This window comes from Streptomyces lusitanus (genome assembly GCF_042647945.1).
Taxonomy (GTDB): Bacteria; Actinomycetota; Actinomycetes; order Streptomycetales; family Streptomycetaceae; genus Streptomyces; species Streptomyces pseudogriseolus.
The window spans coordinates 158753-171351 of record NZ_JBHRWL010000007.1; the positions used below are offsets into that span (position 1 = coordinate 158753).

13 protein-coding genes are annotated in these 12599 nt (G+C 71.5%); 10 read left to right on the forward strand and 3 right to left on the reverse strand.

The window, feature by feature from the left end; genetic code table 11:
- Positions 1-46: 46 nt before the first annotated feature.
- A complete protein-coding gene (locus ACFOSY_RS12530) occupies positions 47-637 on the reverse strand; it encodes a TetR/AcrR family transcriptional regulator (protein ID WP_394306846.1) in 591 nt (196 codons plus the stop codon).
- A gap of 149 nt (positions 638-786) precedes the next feature.
- On the opposite strand from ACFOSY_RS12530, the gene ACFOSY_RS12535 reads away from it, so the two are divergent.
- From ACFOSY_RS12535 to ACFOSY_RS12545, 3 genes are all read left to right on the forward strand, one after another.
- The gene (locus tag ACFOSY_RS12535) at positions 787-1521 is read left to right on the forward strand and encodes an SDR family oxidoreductase (RefSeq protein ID WP_394306847.1); all 735 of its coding nucleotides are present in this window, start codon (positions 787-789) and stop codon (positions 1519-1521) included.
- A gap of 105 nt (positions 1522-1626) precedes the next feature.
- Positions 1627-2124 (forward strand): SRPBCC family protein, encoded by a 498-nt coding sequence (locus ACFOSY_RS12540; RefSeq protein WP_394306848.1) that lies wholly within the window; start codon positions 1627-1629, stop codon positions 2122-2124.
- Positions 2121-2969 (forward strand): helix-turn-helix domain-containing protein, encoded by an 849-nt coding sequence (locus ACFOSY_RS12545; RefSeq protein ID WP_394306849.1) that lies wholly within the window; start codon positions 2121-2123, stop codon positions 2967-2969. Before ACFOSY_RS12540 ends, ACFOSY_RS12545 begins: the two co-directional genes overlap by 4 nt.
- Before the next feature lie 402 nt (positions 2970-3371).
- Here the strand turns inward: ACFOSY_RS12545 and ACFOSY_RS12550 are convergent, their stop codons facing one another.
- Both ACFOSY_RS12550 and ACFOSY_RS12555 read right to left on the reverse strand, forming a co-directional pair.
- On the reverse strand, positions 3372-4160 hold the full coding sequence (locus ACFOSY_RS12550; protein ID WP_394306850.1) for a TauD/TfdA family dioxygenase: 789 nt from the start codon (positions 4158-4160) through the stop codon (positions 3372-3374).
- 40 nt (positions 4161-4200) lie between these two features.
- Entirely contained in the window at positions 4201-5478 is a 1278-nt protein-coding gene (locus ACFOSY_RS12555) for an MFS transporter (RefSeq protein ID WP_394307354.1), read from the reverse strand.
- Between the two features lie 263 nt (positions 5479-5741).
- On the opposite strand from ACFOSY_RS12555, the gene ACFOSY_RS12560 reads away from it, so the two are divergent.
- From ACFOSY_RS12560 to ACFOSY_RS12590, 7 genes are all read left to right on the forward strand, one after another.
- A complete protein-coding gene (locus tag ACFOSY_RS12560; RefSeq protein WP_394306851.1) occupies positions 5742-6866 on the forward strand; it encodes a FecCD family ABC transporter permease in 1125 nt (374 codons plus the stop codon).
- 1 nt (position 6867) lies between these two features.
- Positions 6868-7641 (forward strand): ABC transporter ATP-binding protein, encoded by a 774-nt coding sequence (locus ACFOSY_RS12565; RefSeq protein ID WP_394306852.1) that lies wholly within the window; start codon positions 6868-6870, stop codon positions 7639-7641.
- Between the two features lie 14 nt (positions 7642-7655).
- Positions 7656-8666, forward strand: coding sequence for an ABC transporter substrate-binding protein (locus tag ACFOSY_RS12570; protein ID WP_394306853.1), 1011 nt, complete (start codon positions 7656-7658; stop codon positions 8664-8666).
- Positions 8667-8769: 103 nt separating this feature from the next.
- Entirely contained in the window at positions 8770-9528 is a 759-nt protein-coding gene (locus ACFOSY_RS12575) for a methyltransferase (RefSeq protein WP_394306854.1), read from the forward strand.
- Entirely contained in the window at positions 9525-10334 is an 810-nt protein-coding gene (locus tag ACFOSY_RS12580; RefSeq protein ID WP_394306855.1) for a Rossmann-like domain-containing protein, read from the forward strand. Before ACFOSY_RS12575 ends, ACFOSY_RS12580 begins: the two co-directional genes overlap by 4 nt.
- Entirely contained in the window at positions 10331-11335 is a 1005-nt protein-coding gene (locus ACFOSY_RS12585) for a GHMP family kinase ATP-binding protein (RefSeq protein ID WP_394306856.1), read from the forward strand. Before ACFOSY_RS12580 ends, ACFOSY_RS12585 begins: the two co-directional genes overlap by 4 nt.
- Positions 11293-12306 carry a pyridoxal-phosphate dependent enzyme gene (locus ACFOSY_RS12590; protein ID WP_394306857.1) on the forward strand — a complete coding sequence of 338 codons (1014 nt, stop codon included), beginning with the start codon at positions 11293-11295 and terminating at the stop codon, positions 12304-12306. The genes ACFOSY_RS12585 and ACFOSY_RS12590 overlap by 43 nt, the downstream gene beginning before the upstream one ends.
- The last annotated feature ends 293 nt before the right edge of the window (positions 12307-12599 follow it).

The window sequence follows — 12599 nt, forward strand, 5'->3', positions numbered from 1 at the left end:
GTCGGCGGGGCGTCCGTCGTCTGCCCGCCCGGGCGCCATCCGGCGGTCAGCGCGCGCCGGGCCCTGGTCGTACGGGGCGCAGTCCGTCCAGAGTGAGGTCGATGAGGCGCTCGGCCTGATCGCGCTGGTCGGGCTTGGCCGAGGTGAGGGCGATGCCGGTGAGGGCGGCGAACATGTCGGCCGGGCTGATGTCGGAGCGGATCTCACCGGCCGTGGTGCCGGCCTCCATGAGGGAGGCGAGGGCCGCCTGGATCATCTTCCGGCTCTCGTTGTACGGGTCGGTGCCCGAGGCGACGACGGCTTGCAGGGCGTCGGCCATGCCGAACTTGGCCGTGACGTAGTCCATGAAGTGCCGCGTCCACGCGCGCAGGGCCTCGTAGGGCGGCATGGCGGCGAGCAGGCCGGGAACCGCGTCGCACAGCCGGGCCAGTTCATTGCGGTAGGCCGCCTCGACGAGGGCCTCGCGTGTGGGGAAGTTGCGGTAGAGGGTGCCGCTGCCGACTCCCGCTTCCTTGGCGATGCGTTCGAAGTGGGCGTCCAGTCCCTCTTCGCTGAAGACGCGCACCGCGGCGGCCAGGATCCTGTCCCGGTTGCGCTGGGCGTCGGCCCGCAGCGGACGGTGTGGGTCGCGGGGCATCGGGGGCCCTTTCATGGTCACGGTTGCCAAGTGGAGGCATCGCCACTTACGGTTGTTCTAAGTGGAGGCGTCTCCATTTCAATTCTAGGGCACGCGCGTCGCGGCCCTCACGCGTCTTCTCACAGCACCGTCCGAAGGGACTCATCAGCATGTCCGAAATCGCAGGCAAGGTCGTGGCCGTCACGGGCGCGGGCGGCGGCATCGGTGAGGCGACCGCGCTCCTGCTCGCCGAGCGAGGCGCCAGACTCGTACTGGGAGCACGCCGTGCGGAGCGGCTTCAGGCGCTGGCCGCCCGTATCGAGCGGGCCGGCGGCCAGGCGGTCTGGGCCCGCACGGACGTGACGCGTCGCGCGGATCTCGCCGGCCTCGTCCGCGTGGCGCGCGAACGCTTCGGAAGGCTCGACGTCCTGGTCAGCAACGCGGGCGTCGGCCTGATCTCTCCCCTGGACGAACTCCGCGTCGAGGACTGGGAGGAGATGATCGACGTCAATCTCAAGGGCGTGCTGTACGGGATCGCGGCCGCGCTGCCCGTCTTCCGCGAGCAGGGGTCCGGGCACTTCGTCCACACGGCGTCCGTCGCCGGGCTGAGCATCAGCCCCACGATGTCGGTGTACGCCGCCACGAAGAACGCCGTCCGCGCCGTCTCCGAGGGACTGCGGCAGGAGGCCGGGGACAGCCTGCGGGTCACCGTCGTCTCCCCGGGATTCGTCCGCACGGACTTCGCCGACTCCATGCTCCCGGCGCTGCGGGAGCGGATCGTCGAGCAGATGGACCGGATGGGACTGCCGCCGGACGCGGTGGCCCGCGCCATCGCGTTCGCCATCGAGCAGCCCGAGAGCGTCGACGTGGGAGACATCGTCGTCCGCCCCACCGCCCAGGCGTGAACCACCTGTCGGAAGCGAGCCCCGGGGCCGCGCGGCCCCGGGACCGCGAGGGTGTGTACTGACAGCTGTCTGCCTCGGGCAGGCGCCGGCCGCGATGCTCGTGCCATGACCAACACGAGTGTTCCGATCACCGTCTTCGCCCGTACGACGTCCAGCCCCGCACACACCTACCGAGTCATCGTGCCGATCGACCTCGCCCAGGTGTTCAAGCCATGGGGACCGTTCCCCGGCGTCGCGGAGGTACGCGAGCAGACCGGCCCCTGGAACCGGCCGGGGACGTCGCGCCAGACCTGGTTCACCGACGGCTCCAAGGCCGACGAGCGGCTCACCGAGATCGCGGAGGGGCACGGATTCGCCTATGAGCTGAGCGGCTTCACCAATGTGCTGGCCAAGCTGGTCTCCGGGGTGCGCGGCGAGTGGTCGTTCCTCCCCGACGGCACCGGCACGTCGATCCGGTGGACGTACGACTTCCGGCCGCTGCCGGGCCGCCGCTGGATCGTCGCGGGGCCGTTCAAGCCGCTCTGGACCCGCTACATGCGCGCCGCACTCACCAGGATGGTGACCGTGGTGCGGGAAACGCCCGATGGCACCATGAAGGAGTGAGCGACCTGAGCTTCGGTGCCTTGCTGCGCGGCTGGCGCGACCGCCTCGACCCGGCCGACGCCGGCTACGCCCGGTCGGCCCGCCGGCGCGCCCCCGGCCTGCGCCGCGAAGAACTCGCCGAGCTCGCCGGTCTCTCCGTCGAGTACGTGCTGCGCCTGGAGCAGGGCCGGGCCACCCACCCCAGCGCGCAGGTGGTGTCGGCCGTCGCCCGCGCGCTGCGGCTCACCCCGGCCGAACGCGACCAGCTCTTCCGCGCCGCCGGCCTGCTCGCCCCGCGCGACCGCACCGTCGGCACGCACGTGCCGCCGAGCATCCGCCGACTCGTCGCCCGCCTCGGTGACCTCCCGATCGGAGTGTTCGCCGCGGACTGGAGCCTGCTGTGGTGGAACGACATGTGGACGGCCCTGCACGGCGACCCGTCCGCCCTGCCGCCCGCCGAACGCAACCTCGCCCGCGCGCTCTTCGGCACGGGAGAGGGCAGCCGCCACCTCCGCCCCGTCTCGTCGGCGGCCGGCGAGGACGCGTTCGAGACGGCGATCGTCGCGGACCTGCGCGAGGCGGTCGCCCGCTACCCGGCCGACCCGGAACTGGCCGCGCTCGTGGACGAGTTGCGCACGACCTCGCCGTTCTTCGCTGCACTGTGGGCCGTGGCGGGCATGGAGCAGCTGACCGGAGACCTGAAGACGATCAGCCATCCCGAACTCGGCGACGTCACCCTGGACTGCGACGTGCTGACCGTGCCGGGAGTCGACCTGCGCATCGTCACCTACACAGCGGCCCCGGGAACCCACGGCGCCGGCCACCTCGATCTCCTGCGTGCGTCCCGGCTCGGCGAAGCCCGCTGAGAGGAGAAGCACGGCACCACGCAGGATGGCCATCTCCTGCGCGGCCCGAGCGGCTACTACACGGAACCGATGGAACACCGCCGTGTGCAGAGGCTCTTCAGGAACCTCCCCGCGGAGGACGGTGTCATCAGCTCGGGCTGTGCCCAGTGTGTCGCCGGCCTCGCCGTGAGGCCACGATCACGAGGCTGCGCCTGTGGGGGCGAATTCGTTCTGGACCGTTCGGCTCCCGGAGTTCCGGCGGCTGGAGAGAGCGGTCTGCCGGCGCCGTTGACGTACGCGGGCCGGCTCGCCCTCATGCGCGGCGCCGACGATCGGGAGTTCGTCACTCGAACAGTTGGCCGTTCTGGCGAGGAATGGCGACCTCCTCCTGATCGGGCTCGCCGTCGGTCTGGCATCGGCTGCTCAGCCCGCGTCGGAGCTGCGCGCGGTGAGGATGCGGACGGTGCGTTCACCGGTGTGTCCGTCGCGGCCGTGCCAGCAACGGTAGTTGTCGAGGACCAGGATGTCGCCCTCGTCGAGCCGGAAGCGGGGGAGGGACGGTTCGATGTCGTGCACGGCTTCGGTCAGGCGGGCGAGCTGGACGCGGATGTGTTCGCTGTCGGGGTCGCGGTGGATCGGCACCGCTCCGTCCGTGCGGCGTACGACGCGACGTCCGGTACGGGTGAACTCGACGTGTCGTCCGATCCTGGGGGTGGCCGGCAGCCCGCGCAGGTCCGCCCAGGCTCCGTACAGGTCGACGTCGGTGCTGATGAGGAAGGCGTGCAGCGCGGGGTCGGTGGTGGCGAGGCCGTCGACGAACGCGTAGGCGTCCAGCGCGAAGGAGTCGCCGCCCTCGGGTGCCGGCCGCGCGCACTGGACGAGGACGTGGTCCTCGTCCGGGTGGCGCCTGCGGTGGGGGACTCCGCCGATGTCGACGACGATGTCGAAGCTGTCGGCGTGCAGGTGGACGGTGTTGCCCGGGTGTGAGGTGCGGACCCGCTGCGGGTACAGCTCGCGGAGTCGGTCGCCGATGACCTGGGCGGCGGCGACCACCAGGGCGTCGGGCGTGTTCTCGTGGCCGGTGAGGATCACCGCCCCGTCCCGGGCGAGCAGTTCGCGGGCCGTGCCGGTGTTCCTGTGCGGGACGCGTCCGGGGGTGATGCCCGGACCGGAGGTGGAGTGCGGACCGTGGGGCCGATCGGGTGTGTGCATGGCTTCAGGCTGCCTCAGCAGGGGGCGGTCGTCGTGGTTGTCAGGGGGTGTCGTCGCACGTGGGACGGTGGGAGAAGGTCCGGGTGCTGGGGACGAGGGCGGCTGCGGCCGGGGCGGCGAAGCACACGATCGCGCAGCCGGCGAGGACCGGTGTGGCGCCGAAGGCGTCGATGGCGGGGGCGATGACGGCGAGACCGACCGGCGCGAGGCCGTAGGAGAGCAGGAAGTCAAGCGATGAGACCCGGGCCAGCTTGTCGGGGGCGACTTCCCGCTGAGCGGCGGTGAACCAGGGCACGTTGAACAGCTCGATGCCGACGCCCGCGACGGCATAGGCGGCCATGACGACGACCGGGTGGACGGGGAAGACGAGGCTGAGCGGGGCGAATCCGTAGGCGGCGAGCCCGGCGAGTGCGGCCCGGCCGGGGGAGCGGGGGCGCCAGCGGGCGATGACCAGGGCGCCGCCCAGGGCTCCGGCGGTGTAGGCGGTCATCGCACCCGCGAGGACGACCTCGGTGCCGTACTCGTCCCGGCTGACCAGGGGCAGCGCCACACCCGTCGCGGAGTAGCCGGTGGCTATGACGGCGGTCAACGCGCCCAGGCCGGCGACGAACCACGGGTGCCGGCGCGCCTCGCGGACGCCCTCGGCGAACTCGGTGAGGAGCGATGTCCTGGCCGGTCCGGCCGAGGCACCCGGCGCGTCCTGCGCGGCCGGGGGCCGCTTGCCGGGACCGGGGACGAACGCGGCGGCGAGCCAGAGCAGTCCGATGCCGATCAGCAGCGCCCGGGTGTCCAGGAAGACGGCGAGCAGGGCGGCCAGGGACGGGCCCACGAGCGTGGTGACCCGTACGGCCAGGGTCATGGCGGCGTTGGCCTGTTGCCTGCGGCCTTCGTCGACCACCTCGGCGGTCAGTGCCTGGTACGCGGGGCGGCAGGCGCCCTGGCCTGCTCCCGCGACCGCGGCGGCCGCCGCCATCAACAGCACCGAGCGGTCCAGGCCGGTGGCTATCACAGGAGCCGATGTACCGGCGGCGAGTCCCGCCCACAGCACCACGCCCCGACGTGAGTACCGGTCGGCCAGGACTCCGGCCACGGGCACGGCGGCGAGGAACCCGACGGTGCGCGCGGCGAGCAGCAGCCCCAGGTCGGTGGCGGCCAGGGTCCGGTCGAAGACGGCGAGGCCGAGCACGAAGGGCAGGGCCCAGGTGGCCAGGCCGGAGGCCGTGGCGCCCGTCCAGAGGCGGAGGAAGGCGAGGTCGAGCAGGATGGTGCGCTGCTTGTCGGCAGGGGACTGGGCTGCGGTGGAAGTGGCGGAAGGAATGGGCACGAGGGAGTCTTCCTGTCCCGTTGTCGGCTACGGACTGGACGCGATCCGGCTGCAACACCCCTACTCCGTCGAGCGGTTGAGCGACGGGACAGGCCGTGGCGCACGGTGGGCAGCGCGGCGCGGACGACAGGCTATCGCATTGATAATCATTTCCATTAGAGTGCTGTCGGCCGTCCCCGATCAGGGTGTCGCGGTCCTGTCTGCATGGGCGAGAGGTAGAAGTGAAGCCACCGCACACATCTCCGGCTGCGGGCCCTGTGGCCCCGCCGGGCACGGGCGCGGACGCCGTCGACCCGGCCGAGGCGTCGGCCTCCCGACCCGCAGGGGCCGCCCCGGCCCGACTCGCGTCCCGCGGAGCGCTGCTGCTCGGCTGCGCGGTGCTGACCGCCGTCCTGCTCGTGTCCGTCACCGTCGCCATCGGCCTGGGACCCGCGGTCGTCACCCCGGACGAGACCGCGCGCCACCTGTGGGCGGCGCTCAGCGGGGGGCGCATCGGTTCCGGCGAGGTGACGACGTATCAGATCATCTGGCAGATCCGGACGCCGCGCGTGCTGCTCGCGGCACTCGTGGGAGCCGGGCTGAGCGCGGTCGGTGTGGCGATCCAGGCCATGGTGCGCAACGCCTTGGCCGACCCCTTCGTCCTCGGGGTCTCCTCGGGCGCGTCCGTAGGTGCCGTGGCGGTCACGGTCACCGGAGGGCTCGCGGTGCTCGGCATCCACGCCGTCTCCGCCGGCGCCTTCGTCGGCGCGCTGGTCGCCTCACTCCTGGTGTACGCCGCCTCCTCCAGCCAGGGCGCGCTGTCCCCGCTGCGCCTCGTGCTGACGGGCGTGGCGATGTCACTGGGGTTCCAGGCTGTCATGAGCCTGATCATCTACTTCGCGCCGGACGCCGAGGCGACGAGCATGGTCCTGTACTGGACCATGGGCAGCTTCGGGGCCGCGACCTGGGGCGCCCTGCCCGTCGTCGCCTTCGTCGTGTCGGCCGGACTCGCGGTCCTGTACCGGTACGGGCGGACCCTGGACGTTCTCTCCCTCGGCGACGAGACCGCCGCGAGCCTCGGCTTCGACCCCGACCGGCATCGCAGGGTGCTGCTGGTGCTCGTCTCACTCGTCACGGGCGTCATGGTCGCCGTCAGCGGCGCCATCGCCTTCGTCGGACTCGTCATGCCGCACGTGGTGCGCATGGTCGTCGGGGCCACGCACGCCCGCGTGCTCGCCGTGGCCCCCCTGGCCGGAGCGATCTTCATGGTGTGGGTCGATCTGGCGGCGCGGACCCTGGTGGCCCCGCGTGAGCTGCCGCTCGGGGTCATCACCGCGCTCGTGGGGGTGCCCGTCTTCATCGTCCTGATGCGACGCAGGGGCTACACCTTCGGAGGGCGCTGACGTGGACCTGAAACTGGATGAACTCTCCGTGGTGACGGACGGGAAGAGTCTCGTGCGCGGGCTGTCCCTCACGGTGCCGGACGGCCAGGTCGTGGGGCTCGTGGGGCCCAACGGAAGCGGCAAGTCCACCGCGCTGCGGTGCGTGTACCGGGCGCTGCGTCCCAGCTCCGGAACCGTCTGGGTGGGGGAGCAGGACCTGACTCGGCTCCCCATGCGCCACAGCGCACGGACCATCGCGGCCATGACCCAGGACGGCGGCGTCGACTTCGACTTCACGGTCGAGGAGGTCGTCGCGCTCGGACGCGCCCCCCATCTGCGCGGCAACCAGGCGCTCAGTGGCCGGGAACGCTCGCTGTGCGAGTGGGCGATGGACCGGCTCGACATCCGACACCTCGCGCACCGGGGCGTCCTGACGCTGTCGGGCGGCGAGCGCCGGCGCGTCCTGCTGGCCCGCGCGCTCGTGCAGGAACCGGAGATCCTCGTCCTGGACGAGCCGACCAACCACCTGGACGTCCGCCATCAGGTCGACCTGCTCTCCCTGCTGCGGGCCTCCGGGCTCACCGTCCTGGTCGTCCTGCACGACCTCAACCTGGCCGCTGCGGCCTGTGACCGGCTCGGTGTGCTCTCCCAAGGCCGCCTGGTCGCCTCCGGTGCGCCCGCGGACGTGCTGACGCCGGATCTGGTTGCCGGCGTCTTCGGCGTCAAGGCCAGCGTCGTCCCGCACCCGCTGACCGGTGATCCCCAGCTCCTGTACTCGCTCGACTCGACCCGATGAAAGGCTGCTCACGCATGCGTACAACCCGATACCTCACGGCGGTCCGCCGGCCTGTCGCTCTCTGTTCCGCCCTGGCGGCGGCCCTGGCGCTCGGCGGATGCGGTGCCGAGGTCGAATCGGACGCCAAGGATTCCGGCACCGTCACCGTCAAGCGGTGCGGTGAACCGGTGGAGTACACGGTGCCCGAGCGGGCCGTCGCCTACGAAGGCGGCAGCGCGGACAAGCTGTTCGCCCTCGGTCTGACCGAGCACGTGCACGGATATGTGATGCCGCCCGCGAACCCGCCGGTGAGTGAGTCCCCGTGGGCTTCCGAGTACGCCAAGGTGAAGATGCTCAGCGACGACCTCCTGAACAAGGAGGTCGTGGTCGAGGCCAAGTCCGACTTCGTGGTGGCCGGCTGGAACTCCGGCTTCAAGGACGAGCGGGGCATCACGCCCGAAATCCTGGACAAGCTCGGCATCCAGAGCTTCATGCATACCGAAAGCTGTTTCAACTACCCCGGTTTTCCTGAGGAGATGAGCCCCTTCGAGGCTCTCTACACCGACCTCGAACGGCTGGGCAGGATCTTCCGGGTCGAGAAAAAGGCCGCCGAAGTCGTCGACGGGCTGAATAAGCGCGTGGCGGATGTCGAGGCGAAGGCCCCGGACGGTGATCCGGTACCCGTCTTCCTCTACGACTCCGGCACCGACCAGCCGTTCACCGCGGGCAACCAGGTGCCGCCCAACGACATCATCAAGACGGCGGGCGGCAGGAACGTCTTCGACGGCCTCGACGAGCGCTGGACCCAGGTCAACTGGGAATCCGTGGCCGAGAGCGAACCCGAAGTCGTCATCATCCTCGACTACGGCGACCTGCCGGCCGAGCGGAAGATCGACTTCCTCAGGAAGTCCCCGCACACCAGGGAACTCCCGGCCGTGAAGAAGAACAACTTCTTCGTCCTCGACTACAACGAGGGCATCAGCGGCCCCCGCAACATCGACGGCCTGGAGAAGTTCGCCGCCTACCTGCGCGAACTCAAGGGCTGACGTCCCACACCACGGCCTGTCCGGGCAGACGGAACGCCCGCCCGACAGGCCGTTCATCGGCGTGGCTGCGCGCCGTCCCGCTGTGTGACAAGGAAAGGACTTCATGGACATCGACCGTGACTCCCTCGGCCCGGCTCTTCTCGAGCAGTTGCCCCCGCCCCTGCCCGCCGACCTGATCATCTCGCTCAATCAGCCCAAGGCCGATCTGCACACCACCCGTGCCTACGAGTGGAACGGCTGGACGTTCGACGTTCCGCCCGGCGTCTTCCTGCCCGGCTGGACCAGCCGCCTGATCCACGAGCGGGTGCTCGACGGCCGTATCGAGACACGCGGCCTGCGGTACGCCGCCATGGGCGTGGGTCTGGGCGTCGAGGCCGCCGCGGCGGGCGTCCGGGGCGCCCGGGAGATCCACGCTCTCGACGTCCACCCGGAGAGCGTGGCCGCCGCCACCGGACACTACCGGCGCCTGGTCGGCGAGCGTCCGGACACCACGTTCCTCCCCGCGGTGAGTGACCTCTTCGACGCTCTGGCCGACGACGTCCAGTTGGACGTCGTCACCTTCAACCCGCCGGCCGTGAGCCGGACCGTCAGCGACGACCCGGACGTCGTGCGCAACGTCTGCGTGGGTGCGTCCCTCCTGGCGAAGTTCTTCGCACAGATCGCGGAGAGGAACCTGCTCGCCCCCGGCGGTGAGATCCATGTGATCGCCTCCAACACCGCCGACCTGCGTGCCCTCGTCCAGCATGCCCTGGACCACGGACTCAGTCCTCGGATCGACCACCTCCACGACTGGCAGGACGGCGTCCTGACCTTCCTCTTCCGCATCAGCCACGACACGTCCCGCACCGGAGGACAGCGATGAACAACACCGACGAACTCCTGGCCGGCGTGCTGGCGGGCGACCTCGGCCCCCGCCCCGCCGACCTGGTGGCCACGAGCGTCTTCTGGCTGCACCACGGCACGCGGCTGGCCGGCGGGAACACCACCTACCTCAATCAGTACCTCCTCGTCCGCCAGGGCGGCTCCTTCGGCGCCTGCGCCTTCGAGGCCGGCGAGGTGGACGCGGCCATATGCCGCGACGCCTCCGGGGCTTCTCTCGACACTCTGCTGCGCGAGGCACCGAGGCCGCTGCGGTTCGCCGCGCTCGACGCCTACCTCGGCGCCGTGAGCCCGCACCGGGAGGCGGCCGGGGCGGAACCGGTCACCCTGCCCGCCGGAACGCCCGAGACCCGTGCGCTGGCCCGCGACGCGGCGATCGCCGGACTGCTGGACATCGAGGCCGGGGCGAAGGTCGGTCTGATCGGTGTCGTCAATCCACTCGTCGCGGCCATCCGCGAGCGTGGCGGTGATCCTCTCCTCTGCGACTTCAACCTGCGTACCACCCAGTGGGGCGACCCGGTCACCGACGACATGCACGAGGTCCTCGACACCGCCGACGCCGTGGTGGCGACCGGCATGACCCTGAGCAACGGCAGTTTCGACACCGTCCTGGCCCGCTGCCGCGAGCGTGAGGTGCCCCTGGTGGTGTACGCCCAGACCGGCAGCGCCGTCGCACGCGCCTTCCTCGGCGCCGGTGTGACCGCCCTGTCCGCGGAGCCCTTCCCCTTCTCCCAGTTCAGCGCCGACGCCACGACCCTGTACCGCTACCGGGCGGTGGCCGCCGCATGACGTCCGTCACCCGCCCATCGGAGACCGCCGCCCCCGGCAGGGCGGGCACCGGCCACGCCGCATGTCATCACGGCGAGATCATCCAGGGCGTCTTCCTCGACGAGCGTCGCCGACCGGTTCACGCACTGGTCACCCTGCCGATGAACGGACCGGGCAGCGCCGCCCGGTTCGCGCGCCGGCCCGGCAGCCCGCCGGACGAGGTGACGGTGGAGCCCGACGGCCGGACCAAGGCCCGCACGGCCGCCGTCCTCACCGTCCGTGAGTGCGCCGCGCGCCTCGGCGCGCAACCCTGCGGCGGCGAACTGGCCCTCACCGGCGACCTCCCCGTCGGTCTCGGCATGGGCTCCTCCACGAGCGACGTCATCGCCACGATCCGGGCGGTCGCCGACGCGTGGGGTCTGCTCCTGCCACCGGACACCGTCGCCCGCATCGCGGTGCGCGCGGAGGGCGCCAGCGACCCCCTGATGTACGGCTCGCGCCCGCTGCTGTTCGCGCAGCGGGAAGGCCGGGTCCTCGAAGTGCTGGGCGACGCGCTGCCACCCGTCGTCGTGGTGGGGTGCGTACTCGGTCAGGGCGCGCCCGTCGACACCCTCTCCTTGCCCACCCGCGTCCACCACGACGACCTCGCGGCGTACGGACACCTGCTCCGCATGCTCCGCCGCGCGGTCCGCGACACCGACACCGTGCTGCTCGGCCGGGTCAGCACCGCCAGCGCACGCATGTGTCAACGCGTCCTGCAGCACGAGGAGTTCCCCGTCCTCACGGGCATCGCCGACCGCACGGGCGCGGTCGGCGTGCAGATCGCCCACAGCGGCAACGTCGCCGGCATCCTCTACGACCCCCGCTCTCCCGCGCTGCGCCGCGGCCTGCGCCACTGCACCCGCGCCCTCCAGCGGGAAGGCATCGCGCCGACCCGGACCTTCACCCTCTCCGCGTCCCCCATCAGCGAGGAGTTCCCGTGGACGACCACATCTCGGAAGCCGTCGGCCGCCCGGACCTGATACGTCTCGACGACGGTCTCGTCTGCCTGCGGTTCGAGACGATGAAGGTCGTCTCCGCCCTGGCCGCCGTACGCCACCTGCTCGACACCGGAGCCGTACGCCGCGGCGACACCCTCGTCGACAGCTCCAGCGGCATCTACGCCTACGCCCTCGCCCTGGCCTGCCACCGCCACGGCATGCGCTGCCACATCGTCGGCTCCACCACCGTCGACCACACCCTGCGCACCCAACTCGACATCCTCGGCGCCCACCTGGAGCAGATGCCGCCCAGCAGCGACCTCAAGCTGGACCAGAGCCGCCGCGTCGCCCGCGTCCAGGAAATCCTCCGCGACCATCCGGACTACCACTGGATGCGCCAGTACCACGACGACATCCACTACCTCGGCTATGAGGCCGTCGCCGAGTCGATCCACGTCCGGACCGGAGGCGGCCCTCTCGTCCTCGTCGGGGGTGTGGGGTCGGGCGCCTCGACCGGCGCCCTCGCCCACTACCTGAGGAAACGGTCCGTCGATGTGCGGCTCGTCGGCGTCCAGCCCTACGGGAGCGTCACGTTCGGCAGCGCTCACGTCGCAGACCCGGAGATCATCATCGCCGGCATCGGCAGCTCCATCCCCTTCGGCAACGTCCGCCACGACCTCTACGACACCCTGCACTGGCTCGCCTTCGACGCCGCCCTCGCGGGCAGCGTCGATCTGCTGCGCCGGCACGCCGTCTTCGCGGGCCTGTCCACGGGCGCCGCCTATCTCACCGCGCGCTGGGAACACCGTGAAGAGCCCGCCCGCACCACCCTGTTCATCGCTGCCGACACCGGACACCGCTACGTCGACACGGTCTTCGCCCGGCACCGGGAGGCGTCCCGGATCGAGGACCTGGCCCCGCGGCAGGTCCGCGGCACGGACGAACTCGCGCTCCCGTGGTCACGCATGAACTGGAACGGGGCGTCCACACCGGACGAAGCCGTTTTCAGGTAGGCCCGAGCCGGGGCCGCGACGGGGGCCAGGCAGCCGCCGAGCCGAGGCGGCCCCGGGGGTGCCAGGTGCCGGTCGCCGTCACGCAGGTGCCGGTCTCCGGTGCCCCCGCGCCGCGGACCTCCGGCGCACCGGCAACCAGGCCGGCCGGCTCCTCGCCGCCGGTCGGTGGGACGCCGTTCAAGCGCGCGCTCCGCGGAGCCCTGGCCCGGAGCGATCCGGGTGAACCGCACCGGTCGCAGACACCGGTCAGTTCCAGCGAGTGCTCGACCTCCGTGCTGAGGCCGCAGCCGCGG